Origin of the sequence: Psychrobacillus sp. FSL H8-0487 (genome assembly GCF_038008385.1) — a bacterium.
GTDB lineage: Bacteria > Bacillota > Bacilli > Bacillales_A > Planococcaceae > Psychrobacillus > Psychrobacillus psychrotolerans.
The window spans coordinates 20196-36123 of sequence record NZ_JBBOZA010000001.1 but is presented as its reverse complement, the minus strand read 5'-3'; the positions used below and the strand labels follow the sequence as shown (position 1 = coordinate 36123).

The following is a 15928-nucleotide window of genomic DNA, read 5'->3' as shown; positions in this document are numbered from 1 at the left end:
AGTTACTCCTCCACAACATATATTAACTTTTCCTCTAATTGATGTTCCCCTTGAAATGAAGCACCTTTTTCAATCCATACCTCTAATTCCGTTAGAATGGGAACAGTAATTTTTTCCCCTGGTAGAAGTAGTGGAATCCCAGGGGGGTAGGGAACAATCATTCCCTTGGCTATCCTACCGATTGACCTTGCATAAGGAATCCATTCTCCTTGTTTCTCATTGACTAGTTCTAAATGCATCTGTAAGGTAGAAATATTTTTTTGTTCCATGTAAAGTGTGCTACTCGTATACTCTGGAGTCTCTTTTTTTAAGTCCTCTATGGCATATTTCATTCGTTTTCTAATCTCTGCAAACGGAAATTCATGTTCTACTTTTAGTAAAGGGAGAATGAGCAAGACTTGATATATATCAGCAAGCTCAACATATATATTTTGTTTTTCAAAAGCTTGCTGCACTTGAAACCCAGAATATTTTCCGACTCGTATTAACAGTTTTAAAGGATCGTCTACTTGGACTACCTCTATTAATGGAATAGTTTCTAATGCATCTATAAACACTTCTCTTCTATCCAACAACTGTTTATAATCCATCGGGCTATATCTTTCCACATAACTTCTTGCATCATCAAGAGAGGCTAAGATTAAATAGGAAGGACTACTGGATTGTAACATTCTTAAGTATTTATTAACTCTCTTACTTTCAATCAAGTGAGAGCGAATATGTATATATGAACCCATTGTTAGCGAAGGTAGTGTTTTATGAGCTGATTGGACAACCACATCAGCTCCATATAACAAAGCTGACTTTGGAAACTCTTTATTTGACTGGAAATGTGCGCCATGTGCCTCATCTACTAGCACAGGCATTTCCAGACTATGACAAAGGTTAATGATCTCCTCTAAGTCCCGAGAACAAACTCCATAATAGTTTGGATAGGTTAGGACAACTGCTTTAGCAAAAGGATACTGTTGAATTGCTTCTTCAATCACCTCTAACGGTACATAAGATGCCGTCTTACTATGTTCATCCCATATAGGTGATACATAAATTGGCTCTGCGCCCACCAGTTCAATTGCATGAAAAATAGATTTGTGCGCATTCCGTTGCACAATAATTTGTTCACCGTACTGGCAAGTCGCATATATCATAGCTATATTTCCAATAGTCGTTCCATTCACTAAAAAGAAACTGTCATCGGTGTTATATAGTCTAGTAAGTAACTCTTCTGCTTCTTTAATTGCTTCTTTTGGATGGTGATAATCATCTAATCCATCTAACTCAGTTAAATCATATTGCATCGAATTGCTAATAAGTTGTGGTAGATTGGATAAAAGTCCATGTTTATGTCCAGGCACATGAAAAGAAATCGACTTTTTCTTATGAAATTGCTCCAATGCCTCAACTAATGGTCTTTTTTCTTGCATCATATTTACCTCACAATACGTTCTAATTTCTTTCTCTATTATACATGAATTGTCCTTAAGTTTAAAAAGTGTCCTGCAAACACTGGATTCATAAGAGAGGAAAGAATGAAAAATACTCCTTGTTTCCGTTTCAACACACTTTCATTCTTTGAAGGTAGTGTAGAGCGATATACAAGTAGGTGGACGCTTCCACGGGCACTCCAATGAATACAGGGTATAGTACTCCGTTAGTGAAGGTTGGAGCATGGTCGTCTATTTTTTTGACTCAGTATAGAAAAAAGAAGTCGTTACCGATATAACTCGGTAACGACTTCTTTTTGGTGCCCAGCGACGTCCTACTCTCACAGGGGGAGACCCCCAACTACCATCGGCGCTGAAGAGCTTAACTTCCGTGTTCGGTATGGGAACGGGTGTGACCTCTTCGCCATCATCACTAGACTCTTTTGGCTTCCAATATACGGCGCATTGCGTTGTCAACTTCATTCGATCTGTCAGTCACGTACGTTAGTACGTTCCTTCCTTCTCTCACTTGTTTCCTAGCACTGCTTGTATCTTGAAACCCTCATAATAGAGTGCTTGTTCACTCAAAACTGGATAAACGACATTGTTACGTTAAACAAAATTTGGTTAAGTCCTCGATCGATTAGTATTCGTCAGCTGCACGTGTCGCCACGCTTCCACCCCGAACCTATCTACCTCATCGTCTTTGAGGGATCTTACTTACTTGCGTAATGGGAAATCTCATCTTGAGGGGGGCTTCGTGCTTAGATGCTTTCAGCACTTATCCCGTCCACACATAGCTACCCAGCGATGCTCTTGGCAGAACAACTGGTACACCAGCGGTGTGTCCATCCCGGTCCTCTCGTACTAAGGACAGCTCCTCTCAAATTTCCTACGCCCACGACGGATAGGGACCGAACTGTCTCACGACGTTCTGAACCCAGCTCGCGTACCGCTTTAATGGGCGAACAGCCCAACCCTTGGGACCGACTACAGCCCCAGGATGCGATGAGCCGACATCGAGGTGCCAAACCTCCCCGTCGATGTGGACTCTTGGGGGAGATAAGCCTGTTATCCCCGGGGTAGCTTTTATCCGTTGAGCGATGGCCCTTCCATGCGGAACCACCGGATCACTAAGCCCGTCTTTCGACCCTGCTCGACTTGTAGGTCTCGCAGTCAAGCTCCCTTCTGCCTTTACACTCTTCGAATGATTTCCAACCATTCTGAGGGAACCTTTGGGCGCCTCCGTTACACTTTAGGAGGCGACCGCCCCAGTCAAACTACCCGCCTGACACTGTCTCCTACCCGGGTTACGGGTATGGGTTAGAATTTCAATACAACCAGGGCAGTATCCCACCGACGCCTCCTCCGAAGCTGGCGCTCCGGGCTCTAAGGCTCCTGCCTATCCTGTACAAGTTGCACCAAAATTCAATATCAAGCTATAGTAAAGCTCCACGGGGTCTTTCCGTCCTGTCGCGGGTAACCTGCATCTTCACAGGTACTATAATTTCACCGAGTCTCTCGTTGAGACAGTGCCCAGATCGTTACGCCTTTCGTGCGGGTCGGAACTTACCCGACAAGGAATTTCGCTACCTTAGGACCGTTATAGTTACGGCCGCCGTTTACTGGGGCTTCAATTCGCACCTTCGCTTGCGCTAAGCACTCCTCTTAACCTTCCAGCACCGGGCAGGCGTCAGCCCATATACTTCACCTTACGGTTTTGCATAGACCTGTGTTTTTGCTAAACAGTCGCCTGGGCCTATTCACTGCGGCTCTTCTAGGCTATGAACCCAAAAGAGCACCCCTTCTCCCGAAGTTACGGGGTCATTTTGCCGAGTTCCTTAACGAGAGTTCTCTCGCTCACCTTAGGATTCTCTCCTCGACTACCTGTGTCGGTTTGCGGTACGGGCACCTTTCACCTCGCTAGAGGCTTTTCTTGGCAGTGTGAAATCAGGAACTCTAGACATACGTCCTCGCCATCACAGCTCAATGTTAAAGAATGCGGATTTGCCTACATTCACACCTTACTGCTTGGACATGCATAACCAACAGCATGCTTACCCTATCCTTCTGCGTCCCCCCATTACTCAAACGGTGGTTTGGTGGTACAGGAATATCAACCTGTTATCCATCGCCTACGCCTATCGGCCTCGGCTTAGGTCCCGACTAACCCTGAGCGGACGAGCCTTCCTCAGGAAACCTTAGTCATACGGTGGACGGGATTCTCACCCGTCTTTCGCTACTCATACCGGCATTCTCACTTCTAAGCGCTCCACCAGTCCTTCCGGTCTGACTTCAACGCCCTTAGAACGCTCTCCTACCACTGATACCAAAGGTATCAATCCACAGCTTCGGTGATTTGTTTAGCCCCGATACATTTTCGGCGCAGCGTCACTCGACCAGTGAGCTATTACGCACTCTTTAAATGATGGCTGCTTCTAAGCCAACATCCTGGTTGTCTAAGCAACGCCACATCCTTTTCCACTTAACAAATACTTTGGGACCTTAGCTGGTGGTCTGGGCTGTTTCCCTCTTGACTACGGATCTTATCACTCGCAGTCTGACTCCCAAACATAAATCATTGGCATTCGGAGTTTGTCTGAATTCGGTAACCCGGGATGGGCCCCTAGTCCAAACAGTGCTCTACCTCCAAGATTCTAACGTTTGAGGCTAGCCCTAAAGCTATTTCGGAGAGAACCAGCTATCTCCAGGTTCGATTGGAATTTCTCCGCTACCCACACCTCATCCCCGCACTTTTCAACGTGCGTGGGTTCGGACCTCCAGTAAGTGTTACCTTACCTTCATCCTGGACATGGGTAGATCACCTGGTTTCGGGTCTACGACCACATACTCATTCGCCCTATTCAGACTCGCTTTCGCTGCGGCTCCGTCTTCTCGACTTAACCTTGCATGGGATCGTAACTCGCCGGTTCATTCTACAAAAGGCACGCTATCACCCATTAACGGGCTCTAACTACTTGTAGGCACACGGTTTCAGGATCTATTTCACTCCCCTTCCGGGGTGCTTTTCACCTTTCCCTCACGGTACTGGTTCACTATCGGTCACTAGGTAGTATTTAGCCTTGGGAGATGGTCCTCCCAGATTCCGACGGAATTTCACGTGTTCCGCCGTACTCAGGATACACTCAAGAGAGAATGAATTTTAGACTACGGGGCTTTTACCCTATCCTGCGGACCTTTCCAGATCGCTTCGTCTAACTCATTCCTTTGTAACTCTATGTAGAGTGTCCTACAACCCCAAAAGGCAAGCCTTTTGGTTTGGGCTATTCCCGTTTCGCTCGCCGCTACTCAGGGAATCGAATTTTCTTTCTCTTCCTCCAGGTACTTAGATGTTTCAGTTCCCTGGGTGTGTCTCAGATGCGCTATGTATTCACGCAAATGTACTGCTCCATTACGAACAGTGGGTTTCCCCATTCGGAAATCTCCGGATCAAAGCTCACTTACAGCTCCCCGAAGCATATCGGTGTTAGTGCCGTCCTTCGTCGACTCCTAGTGCCAAGGCATTCACCGTGCGCCCTTATTAACTTAACCTAAAAGTTAAAAAGTCTTACACGTCGTGATTACGTAAATAATCACAACAGAATTTCTTGTTGTTTATTGTTTCAATGTCGTTTTATCCAGTTTTCAAAGAACAAGAGTTGAATCTTCATATAAAATGAACATTCAAAACTGAACTGCAAAACGTTAAGATACGAATAAAAATCCGTATTCCGATATTATCCTTAGAAAGGAGGTGATCCAGCCGCACCTTCCGATACGGCTACCTTGTTACGACTTCACCCCAATCATCTGTCCCACCTTCGGCGGCTGGCTCCCGTAAGGGTTACCCCACCGACTTCGGGTGTTACAAACTCTCGTGGTGTGACGGGCGGTGTGTACAAGGCCCGGGAACGTATTCACCGTGGCATGCTGATCCACGATTACTAGCGATTCCGGCTTCATGTAGGCGAGTTGCAGCCTACAATCCGAACTGAGAACGGTTTTATGGGATTTGCTCACCCTCGCGGGGTTGCGACCCTCTGTACCGTCCATTGTAGCACGTGTGTAGCCCAGGTCATAAGGGGCATGATGATTTGACGTCATCCCCACCTTCCTCCGGTTTATCACCGGCAGTCACCTTAGAGTGCCCAACTGAATGCTGGCAACTAAGATCAAGGGTTGCGCTCGTTGCGGGACTTAACCCAACATCTCACGACACGAGCTGACGACAACCATGCACCACCTGTCACCGCTGTCCCCGAAGGGAAAAGCCTATCTCTAGGCCGGTCAGCGGGATGTCAAGACCTGGTAAGGTTCTTCGCGTTGCTTCGAATTAAACCACATGCTCCACCGCTTGTGCGGGCCCCCGTCAATTCCTTTGAGTTTCAGTCTTGCGACCGTACTCCCCAGGCGGAGTGCTTAATGCGTTAGCTGCAGCACTAAGGGGCGGAAACCCCCTAACACTTAGCACTCATCGTTTACGGCGTGGACTACCAGGGTATCTAATCCTGTTTGCTCCCCACGCTTTCGCGCCTCAGCGTCAGTTACAGACCAGAAAGCCGCCTTCGCCACTGGTGTTCCTCCAAATCTCTACGCATTTCACCGCTACACTTGGAATTCCGCTTTCCTCTTCTGTACTCAAGTCCCCCAGTTTCCAATGACCTTCCACGGTTGAGCCGTGGGATTTCACATCAGACTTAAAGGACCGCCTGCGCGCGCTTTACGCCCAATAATTCCGGACAACGCTTGCCACCTACGTATTACCGCGGCTGCTGGCACGTAGTTAGCCGTGGCTTTCTAATGAGGTACCGTCAAGGTACGAGCAGTTACTCTCATACTTGTTCTTCCCTCACAACAGAGTTTTACGATCCGAAAACCTTCTTCACTCACGCGGCATTGCTCCATCAGACTTTCGTCCATTGTGGAAGATTCCCTACTGCTGCCTCCCGTAGGAGTCTGGGCCGTGTCTCAGTCCCAGTGTGGCCGATCACCCTCTCAGGTCGGCTACGCATCGTCGCCTTGGTGAGCCGTTACCTCACCAACTAGCTAATGCGCCGCGGGCCCATCCTGTAGTGACAGCCGAAACCGTCTTTTAACATCTCCCCATGTGAGGAAATGGATTATTCGGTATTAGCCCCGGTTTCCCGGAGTTATCCCAATCTACAGGGCAGGTTGCCCACGTGTTACTCACCCGTCCGCCGCTAAATCAGAAGAAGCAAGCTTCTTCGTCATTCGCTCGACTTGCATGTATTAGGCATGCCGCCAGCGTTCGTCCTGAGCCAGGATCAAACTCTCCATAATAGTTCACTTCCAGTATGCAGAGCACATTGAAAGCGAACAAATTAGAACTAGTTTAAAAGCTCATTTTGTTTTGCTGGCATCATCATTAAATGATGTCCAAAATTGTTTTGCTATCATCCTAACAAGTTAGTTGAAAGCTATGTTTCTTAACGTTTTGCATGTTCAGTTTTCAATGTTCATGTTGCCTGCCATAATGTATTACCTCTTGGCGACTTCTACAATATTACTCGCTTCTCATGATAAAGTCAACACTTTTTGCAACCTTTTTTAAATTAATATAGAAATCGCTACAACAGAGATGATTCCGGGTATACCTAACACTGCCGCTACAGTACCTGTAAACAAATTCACCGGTATTGCATAACCCGTTGACCCCACCAATAAATGTACACCATATAATAAGAGTATGGAAAAACCTAAACGAAACAACAAGATAGATAGTCCTTCAAAAAACTTTGGGAATGAATTACGAAATAACAAAAAAGATAAAAGCAATAGTGAACATATAATGATAACAAACTTCATGAGTTACACCCTCCATAAAATCATATCTATCATTATATGTAACTATTGCTCTTGTTATTCTATTTGAGGATGACATTTCGGATCCTTGCTTCTTTATATAGATAGAAGTGGATACTTTCTGCCATTTTCCTTTTAGCAACTGCATCTAAATCGTAGTCATTTAAGTAATCCTCTATTAACTGGGCTTGATGCCACTCTGACTTTGTTTCTTTCATGAGTGTAATGAATTGCTCATCGAATTCCTTTTTCATTTTCCCTTTTTTAGAAAACATCACACCAACACATCCTCCTACAACTCTCGGCGACCTTCTAGAGCTTTAGAGAGAGTTACTTCATCTGCATACTCTAAATCTCCACCTACAGGTAATCCATGAGCAATTCTAGTTGTTTTAATACCAGACGGTTTAACAAGACGTGAAATATACATCGCCGTTGCTTCTCCTTCTATAGTAGGATTGGTAGCTAGTATTAGTTCTTCGATTTCTGTATTTTGCAATCTTTTCAAAAGCGAAGGTACATTGATATCTTCTGGGCCAATTCCATCCATTGGTGAAATTGCTCCATGAAGTACGTGGTATCGTCCGTTATAATCTCTCATCTTTTCCAAGGCAATTACATCTTTTGTATCTTGAACCACACAGATTAAAGATGCATCTCTTTGTTGATCCTGACAAATATGACAAGGATCAATATCGGTTATATGCCCACATACAGAACAAAAGCTTAAATTTCGTTTTGCATCAACTAAAGCTTTTGCAAAATCTAAAACAGTATCTTCTTTCATGGTTAAGACAAAAAAAGCCAGACGGGCCGCTGTTTTCGGCCCTATTCCCGGCAATTTCATAAAACTATCAATTAGTTTTGATATCGGTTCAGGATAATGCATCTATTATTCCTCCTAGAACATGCCAGGAAGGTTCAACCCTTTCGTGAATTGACCCATTGTGGAGTTCGCTGTTTCTTCTGCTTTTTTAATAGCATCATTTGTAGCAATAACGATTAAATCTTGAAGCATTTCAATATCATCTGGATCTACTACTGCTGGATCTAGTTCTACTTCTAGTACTTCCTTTTGTCCTGAAACTATAACTTTCACCATGCCACCACCGGCTACTGCTTCAAAACGTTGAGTAGCTAGTTCTTCTTGTGCCTCTTCCATCTTCTTTTGCATTTTTTGCATTTGTTTCATCATACCTTGCATATTTCCCATTCCACGCATAATAATTTTCCTCCTTAGTTATCTTGTACTTCTACAAATTCTTTTCCGAATAATTTCTCCGCCTCTACTATCAACGGATCCTCTGATACTTGTTCCATCGCCTGTAATAGTTCCATTGAGTCATTTGGCTCAGAGGAATTTCCATCAGTTTCTGGAGTGCTTTGGTTTAAACCGTTCTGCTTAATAAAGTCTTCTCGAATCTTTAACCAATTTTCTTCAGGCACATATAATACTTCATACATAGTCCCTGTTAAGTTAGCGATTAACTGGGGAAACGAAGTAGAGAATGTTTTGTTCTCCATAGCCATTTGACAATGAATATCATACTTGAATTTTAACACAAATGCATTAGAAGATGCTGCTACAGGCTCTGCATCATTTAATAAAGCAGCATGAGATTTTTGCAATTGCTGTAAAATACTTGCCCACTGAGATTTAATCACCTGGATATCGGTTTTTGTGGCGGTCTTCAAAATTTCTGATATCCGACCACTCGATACTTTGACGCCTCCAGAGGACTTTTGTCTTTGACGCTTTGGTTGATCTTGCGTTCCAGTAGTAGCTTGCAATGTCATCCCTTGGCTTAATTGCTGTTGTAATTGTTGTAATTGTGTTTCAAGTACTCGTACCTTTGTTTCTAACTCCGAGTTACTCTCACTTGATACGGTTCCTTCTTTTGGTACGTGTGCCAATCGAATTATTGCTGTTTCTAGATATACTTTCGCATGATTAGAAAAACGCATTTCTTGTTGTGTATTTGTCAAGATAGAAATGCCTTTGTATAAGGTATCTACTTGAAACTTGGAAGCAAGCTCTAAAAACATAGAGTCTCCTGTCGCTATTTCTAGTAATTCAGTTTGCTCAGGAGCAACAAGCAGGACAAGTAAGTCTCTATAGAATGTTATAAAATCCTCTGTTAATCGAACTGGATCTTTGCCATCTTCGATTAACTTTTCTATACAAGCTAATGCCTTGGCTATATCTTTGTCTATCAATGCATCTGCTAATTGAAAAAAGACTTCCTGCCCGATTGAACCAGTTACCAGTAATGCATCTTCAATGGTCATTTTATCAGCACTAAAGGATACAACTTGATCGAGCATACTAAGTGCATCACGCATACCGCCGGCGGCTGATTGCGCAATGATTTTCAGTACATCTTCATCGTATTCAATTTTTGCATCCGTTAATACCTCTTCCATGCGAGAGACAATATCACTGGATGTAATTCGTTTAAAATCAAAACGCTGACACCTAGAGATAATAGTTAATGGTATTTTATGTGGTTCTGTTGTTGCTAAGATGAACACAGCATGGGCTGGTGGTTCTTCTAGTGTCTTCAGTAATGCATTGAATGCACTCGTGGAAAGCATATGCACTTCATCGATAATATACACTTTATATTTAGCATTAGAAGGTGCAAATCGTACTTTTTCGATAATATCACGCATTTCTTCTACTCGAGAGTTAGAAGCTGCGTCAAATTCAATCACATCTGTATTTGAGCCTTCTGTTATACTTTTACAAGTTTCACATGTATTACAAGGCTCTTTTGCTGGACCATTTTCACAATTCAAAGCCTTTGCAAATATTTTCGCTGCACTAGTTTTACCTGTACCTCGAGGACCAGAAAATAAATAAGCATGTGTTGTTTTGTTGTAAAGGAGGGCATTTTGAAGAGTTTGCTTAATATGAGTTTGACCGGACATTTCCGCAAACGATTGTGGCCTATAAGCACGGTAAAAAGCTTGATACGACAATCATTTCCCTCCTTCTCATTTCTAATTGTTAATGGTTTCTATTATACCATAAAGCTAACTAGACTTCGCTTATTTATGTATAGTAAATCTTTTTTCCAAATAAAAAACTCATCTGTCTATTAGACAAATGAGTTGAAGTTTAATATTAAATGCCGTGCACCTTCCTTCGATTGAAACACATAAGCGGCACCTTTGTCGTTAACTCAGTTTAGGCTACCCCGCGGCACATGAGAAAACACCACTTAATGCTGCTTCCTTCCGGACCTGACATGGTTCATGGGTACCCATTGCGCAGGACCCAAACGTCAACGTCACGTGCAAATACCAGACCCTACATGTATTCAACCTCAGAGAAGGAGTTCAGTCTCGCTAGAGCGGATTGCGAGTTACAAGACACCGCTACCTTCCCACCTAGCACGGCATTTACAAGTATACTTTTTTTATAGACAAAAATCAATGATAAAGCACAAGTAAATTTATATACATTTACTATTTTATAGTAATAACATAAAGATTTTTTATAGAGATAATATTCGTTCGTTTCTTTCCACAATGGTAATATATAGTTTCTCACACTCATTTGACTAAAAATATGTTGACATTCATTTTCTTCTATGATAAATTAGTTGATGTACTTCGGAGGAATACCCAAGTCTGGCTGAAGGGATCGGTCTTGAAAACCGACAGGCGGGTCATACCGCGCGGGGGTTCGAATCCCTCTTCCTCCTCCATTTTATATACACACGCATAAATTTGAGATTGAATTCGTTACATAGGTAACGAATTTTTCTTAAAACATTGTGTTCAGAATATTAAGAAGGTAGCGATATCCGTTAGCTTCTTTTTTTATGCCAAAATAACTTACTTATATAAAAATCCTCCTGTAAATAATCACAGGAGGATTTTATTTATTTACGAATAATAGCAGTTTGTTCCATGAATTGACCAACGCGTTCTAAAATTGTTTCTACGTCATTCGGGTTTGTCATAATATCATAATCATTAATATTCAAACGAAGTACTGGACAACCATTGAATGCATCAATCCATCGCTCATAGCGTCCATGCATTTCTTCCCAGTAAGAGATAGGGGTTTGCTGCTCCATTGGGCGACCTCTATCGTGAATTCGATCGATAATGTCATCCATTGATCCTTCTAAATATATTAGTAAGTTTGGATGTGGGAAATATGGAGTCATTACCATAGCTTCAAACAAGCTAGTATAGGTTTCATGATCTACAGGATCCATCGTACCTTTTTCTTTATGCATTTGTGCAAATATACCAGTATCTTCATAAATAGAACGGTCTTGTATAAAGCCACCGCCATACTCAAACATTCTTTTTTGCTCTTTAAAACGTTCAGCTAGGAAGTAGATTTGTAAATGAAAGCTCCACTTAGAAAAGTCTTCGTAAAAACGATCTAAATAAGGGTTTGTATCTACTTTTTCAAAAGACGTTTTAAAATGTAATGCTTCTGCTAATGCTTTAGTCATTGTTGATTTACCCACTCCAACAGTTCCTGCAATTGTAATGACTGCATTTGAAGGGATGCCATATTTCTCTCTTAAACTCATTATTAATAACTCCTTTTATGCAATGTTGCATCTACTTTTTCTAGTATTATTTGTAGGTCCTTACCATTTTGAACAAAATCTATCTCGTTTCCGCTTATTCGAAGAACTGGTACTTCAGGATGCTTTTGTTCGAAGTCATCGATAAACATTCGATAATCTGCTGAGAGCTGCTCCAAGTAGTCAGGGCTAATTTTTTTTTCGAAATCCCTTCCTCGCATATCAATTCGACTAAGAAGTACATCTATACTTGCATCTATATATATGACCATATTAGGAACAGGCATATCCTTTGTTAGGATTTGATATATTGATTCATACTTTTCATATTCTACTTCACTCAATGTACGTTTCGCGAAAATTAGATTTTTGAAAATATGATAATCAGCCACAACTGGATTTTCTTTTGATAAATATTTTTTCTCTATATCACTTAATTGTTTATAACGATTACACAGAAAAAACATCTCTGTTTGGAAACTCCACTCTGCTATATCCTCGTAAAACTTGTTTAAAAAAGGATTCTCATCGACAATTTCTTTCAGTAATGCAAATTGATATTTGGCCGAAATAGCTTTCGCCAGGGAAGTCTTCCCAACCCCTATTGGACCTTCTACTGTTATAAATGGAATGGACATAAGTTTTAACCTCACTCTAAGATTTCAAGTCGTATCATCTATTTTAGCACACGCTGAAAACGAAAAATAGAGCAAATCCACCTTTCCAAGGAAAGGCTAATTTGCTCTATTTTTTCTTCACTTGGAACATTTCATGAAGTAAGTACCAATTTTGTGGAAAGTCAAATCCACTATGCCAATATGCTATTCCTAGCAGCTGCAGTTCTATTAAAAGTTTGAATTTAGCTTGAATAGAACGTGCATCTTCAAACCAAACCTCGTGTTCGATACCATTCTGCCAATAGTGAAAGAAAGGAGCCTGTGCATTTTGATCGTACTCGATTGCGGCATTTCGATCCTTTGCTAGTTGAATAGCCTGTTGTGGACTTAATGCTCTAGCATTTGGGTTTCCTACCTTATAAGGTAATGTCCAATCATATCCATACAAATTCTGCCCCATCATAATTTTACTTGGCAGTATTTCTGTCTTTGCATATTCCAATACTCTACGAACTGGTCCAATTGGAGAGACAGCCATCGGTGGCCCACCACTATATCCCCATTCATAAGTCATAATAACAACAAAATCTGCTACTTCTCCTATTGCCTTATAGTCAAAAGCTTCATACCATCTTCCTGGTTGATCGGCACTAGTCTTAGGCGGAAGTGTTACGGATATAACATATCCTTTAGCAAATTCCTTAAATTCCTTTATAAAGTTCACGTAGTTTTCTCTATCCGTCGCTTCCATATATTCAAAATCTATATGAATATGCTTCGTTCCTCTTTTTTCAGCCTCTGCCACCGCTTGTTTAAACAAATTGGTCTTCACTGCTTCAACGGTGAAAATGGTATGAGCTAGAGAAGCATTAAACCCATAATCTTCAATATTCGCTATGACAATTACTGTTTCTACCTGTTGCTCTTTAGCAATTTCACTTAACGTCCCCCAATTCATCTCCGTCAATGAGCCGTCTCGTAGTACTTCATACGAAAAAGGCATCATATACGTTAAATTGGAGGCTACCTTCTCTACTTGCTCTAGCACACGTTCCGCAGGTACTTCTGTATACCATTCAACATACAAATTTGTCTCAATGGTAGGTCTGTTTGGACTTGGAGTTGATGGTAGTACCAGCGCCTGGCCTATTACTAATACATCAGGGTCAGGAATTTCATTTATAGAGACAATACTTTCCACTGTTGTTCCGAACCGTTTGGCGATTGCATATAAACTATCTCCTTGTTTAACTATATGGATCAATGCATCACTCCTTCATCTTAGAGTATGCAAGTTCTCAAAAAAACATGCTAAACTAAGAAGAAGGAGTCGATGAAAAATGGATGAATATTATATGAATTTAGCCATAGAAGAAGCAAAGAAGGCAGCAGCCATTGGAGAAGTTCCTATAGGTGCTGTAATAGTACATAATGATCAAGTTATTGCATCGGCTTACAACTTAAGAGAAACAAGCCTAAATGCCACAACCCATGCAGAACTGCTCGCTATTCAAGAGGCCTGTGCAGCACTTAATAATTGGAGATTAGAAGAAACAACTTTATATGTTACCTTGGAGCCTTGCCCTATGTGTGCAGGAGCAATTTTACAGTCACGAATTCCTCGAGTAGTTTACGGAGCAAGAGATACCAAAGCCGGCTGTGTAGATTCCCTGTACAGACTATTAAATGACGATAGATTTAACCATTGCTGTGACGTCACAGAAGGCATTTTAGCAGAAGAATGCGGCAGTATACTCACTCAATTTTTCCGTAACCTTCGTGAACAAAAAAAGAACCAGAAACGCTGTTTATAGCGAATCTGGTTCTTTTTTTATTTAATAACAGTTTTTCCACCCATATACGGAACAAGAACTTCTGGAACTATAACTGTTCCATCCGCTTGTTGGTAATTTTCTAATATAGCCGCTACTGTTCGTCCCAGTGCTAATCCACTGCCATTTAAAGTATGCACATACTCAGGTTTTCCTCCAGCTTCACGACGAAAACGAATTCCTGCACGTCTAGCTTGGAAATCTTCAAAGTTACTACATGAAGAAATTTCTTTGTATTCACCATAGCTTGGTAACCAAACCTCTAAATCGTATTTCTTTGCAGCTGTAAAGCCTAGATCTGCTGTACACATATGAAGTTTACGATATGGCAGACCTAACAATTGTAATACTTTTTCTGCATGTCCAGTTAAAAGTTCTAACTGCTCATAAGAATCCTCTGGCTTTACAAAACGAACTAACTCGACTTTGTTAAATTGATGTTGACGTATTAACCCACGAGTATCGCGACCTGCTGATCCAGCTTCAGAACGGAAACAAGCACTATAAGCAGTGAACGCTTGTGGAAGTTCCGCTCCATCTAATATTTCGTCTCTATAAAAATTTGTTACAGGTACTTCTGCCGTTGGTATTAAGAAATAATCCTCTTCTCCAATTAGGAAAGCATCCTCTTCAAACTTTGGAAGTTGCCCAGTGCCTGTAAGACTTGCACGATTTGCTAAATAAGGAGGAAGCATTTCTTCATAGCCATGCTCTTCAGCATGTAGGTCCATCATGAAGTTTAATAATCCACGTTCCAGTCTTGCTCCTAGTCCACGATAAAATGCAAAACGACTTCCTGTTACTTTTGCCGCTCGTTCAAAATCTACTAATTTTAAATCTGTCGCAATATCCCAATGTGCTTTCGTTTCAAAATCAAATGAAGGAACTTCTCCCCATTTAAGTATTTCTACGTTATCATCTTCAGAATCACCAATCGGTACACTATCATGCGGAATATTCGGGATTCGCATCATCATATATTCAAATTTTTCTTCTACATCCCGAAGCTCATCGTCTAATGATTTTATTGCATCGCCTACTTCACGCATACGTGCGATAAGTTCATCCGCATTTTCTTTGTTTCGTTTCATCAGAGATATTTTTTGAGAAAACTCGTTTCTTTCAGCCTTTAACACTTCTGTTTTCGCAATCAATTCACGACGCTTTTGATCTAAAGGTTGGAATTGATCAAATTCTGAAATATCTTCCCCACGCTTAGCAAGTTTTGCTTTAACTGTTTCATAATTATCACGTACAAATTTTACATCCAACATATAATATTCCTCCTTAAAATTTTGAAAACACAAAAAAGCCCCCATCCCATGAAAAAGGGACGAGAGCATACCCGCGTTGCCACCCTGATTAATCCTGTCATAGACAGAATCCACTTACTTGTACTCTAACGGCTTTTCAACCGGCACGACCTACTAATCATTCAGCCGCACAACTCAAAGGACGGATTCACAAGTGTTTATATCAGCTTTCACCAACCGCTGACTCTCTATAAAAAACGAGCTTGTTACTGCTTCCTATCATCGTTTTTGATTCATGAAATTACTCATACTTTACTATACGTGAACTTCTTTTGCAAGACTTTCCTATATCTTCTCTACAATATAACATTGCCTTCCTACATGACGAGAGTTTGTGAAAGGATTTCCAATTGTTTATGCAAG

The 15928-nt window shown here is 41.5% G+C and carries 11 protein-coding genes, 1 tRNA gene, 3 rRNA genes, 1 other RNA gene and 1 other annotated feature; of the genes, 2 read left to right on the top strand and 14 right to left on the bottom strand.

All coding sequences use genetic code 11. The annotated features are described in order from the left end of the window. Nucleotides 1-2 precede the first annotated feature (2 nt). The 10 genes from MHI47_RS00145 to ffs all read right to left on the bottom strand — a co-directional run bounded on the left by MHI47_RS00145 (nt 3) and on the right by ffs (nt 10649). Entirely contained in the window at nt 3-1427 is a 1425-nt protein-coding gene (locus MHI47_RS00145; RefSeq protein ID WP_340828970.1) for an aminotransferase class I/II-fold pyridoxal phosphate-dependent enzyme, read from the bottom strand. 319 nt (nt 1428-1746) lie between these two features. Continuing rightward, nucleotides 1747-1862: ribosomal RNA gene (gene rrf, locus MHI47_RS00140) — 5S ribosomal RNA — on the bottom strand. Nucleotides 1863-2047: 185 nt separating this feature from the next. Then, nucleotides 2048-4976: ribosomal RNA gene (locus MHI47_RS00135) — 23S ribosomal RNA — on the bottom strand. Nucleotides 4977-5171: 195 nt separating this feature from the next. Next, nucleotides 5172-6725: ribosomal RNA gene (locus MHI47_RS00130) — 16S ribosomal RNA — on the bottom strand. Together the 16S, 23S and 5S rRNA genes form the textbook arrangement of a ribosomal RNA operon. 267 nt (nt 6726-6992) lie before the next feature. Further along, nucleotides 6993-7250: a pro-sigmaK processing inhibitor BofA family protein gene (locus MHI47_RS00125; protein WP_340828968.1), complete on the bottom strand. Its 258-nt coding sequence runs from the start codon at nt 7248-7250 to the stop codon at nt 6993-6995. Between the two features lie 59 nt (nt 7251-7309). Next, complete coding sequence (locus MHI47_RS00120) at nt 7310-7522, bottom strand: YaaL family protein (protein ID WP_340764307.1); 213 nt, start codon at nt 7520-7522, stop codon at nt 7310-7312. 17 nt (nt 7523-7539) lie between these two features. Then, nucleotides 7540-8136 carry a recombination mediator RecR gene (recR, locus tag MHI47_RS00115; RefSeq protein ID WP_093538739.1) on the bottom strand — a complete coding sequence of 199 codons (597 nt, stop codon included), beginning with the start codon at nt 8134-8136 and terminating at the stop codon, nt 7540-7542. Between the two features lie 12 nt (nt 8137-8148). Further along, nucleotides 8149-8469 carry a YbaB/EbfC family nucleoid-associated protein gene (locus tag MHI47_RS00110; protein ID WP_093538738.1) on the bottom strand — a complete coding sequence of 107 codons (321 nt, stop codon included), beginning with the start codon at nt 8467-8469 and terminating at the stop codon, nt 8149-8151. 14 nt (nt 8470-8483) lie between these two features. Next, the gene (dnaX, locus tag MHI47_RS00105) at nt 8484-10229 is read right to left on the bottom strand and encodes a DNA polymerase III subunit gamma/tau (RefSeq protein ID WP_340828965.1); all 1746 of its coding nucleotides are present in this window, start codon (nt 10227-10229) and stop codon (nt 8484-8486) included. A 152-nt stretch (nt 10230-10381) separates the two neighbouring features. Beyond that, nucleotides 10382-10649: signal recognition particle sRNA large type (gene ffs / locus MHI47_RS00100), an RNA gene on the bottom strand. Nucleotides 10650-10867: 218 nt separating this feature from the next. On the opposite strand from ffs, the gene MHI47_RS00095 reads away from it, so the two are divergent. Further along, nucleotides 10868-10960 (top strand) — tRNA-Ser (locus MHI47_RS00095). A gap of 177 nt (nt 10961-11137) precedes the next feature. On the opposite strand, the gene MHI47_RS00090 is transcribed toward MHI47_RS00095, so the two are convergent. The 3 genes from MHI47_RS00090 to MHI47_RS00080 all read right to left on the bottom strand — a co-directional run bounded on the left by MHI47_RS00090 (nt 11138) and on the right by MHI47_RS00080 (nt 13684). Continuing rightward, nucleotides 11138-11806, bottom strand: a complete 669-nt coding sequence (locus tag MHI47_RS00090; protein ID WP_093538736.1) for a deoxynucleoside kinase — start codon at nt 11804-11806, stop codon at nt 11138-11140. 2 nt (nt 11807-11808) lie between these two features. Next, entirely contained in the window at nt 11809-12441 is a 633-nt protein-coding gene (locus tag MHI47_RS00085) for a deoxynucleoside kinase (RefSeq protein ID WP_093538735.1), read from the bottom strand. A gap of 106 nt (nt 12442-12547) precedes the next feature. Continuing rightward, on the bottom strand, nt 12548-13684 hold the full coding sequence (locus MHI47_RS00080; RefSeq protein WP_340828963.1) for a glycosyl hydrolase family 18 protein: 1137 nt from the start codon (nt 13682-13684) through the stop codon (nt 12548-12550). A 76-nt stretch (nt 13685-13760) separates the two neighbouring features. Between MHI47_RS00080 and tadA the strand changes: the two genes are divergently transcribed. Then, nucleotides 13761-14234, top strand: coding sequence for a tRNA adenosine(34) deaminase TadA (tadA, locus tag MHI47_RS00075; RefSeq protein ID WP_340828961.1), 474 nt, complete (start codon nt 13761-13763; stop codon nt 14232-14234). 17 nt (nt 14235-14251) lie between these two features. Here tadA and serS read toward each other — a convergent pair whose 3' ends face one another. Next, nucleotides 14252-15526, bottom strand: a complete 1275-nt coding sequence (serS, locus tag MHI47_RS00070; protein WP_340828959.1) for a serine--tRNA ligase — start codon at nt 15524-15526, stop codon at nt 14252-14254. Between the two features lie 52 nt (nt 15527-15578). Beyond that, nucleotides 15579-15797 (bottom strand) — a binding site (T-box leader). Between the last annotated feature and the right edge of the window lie 131 nt (nt 15798-15928).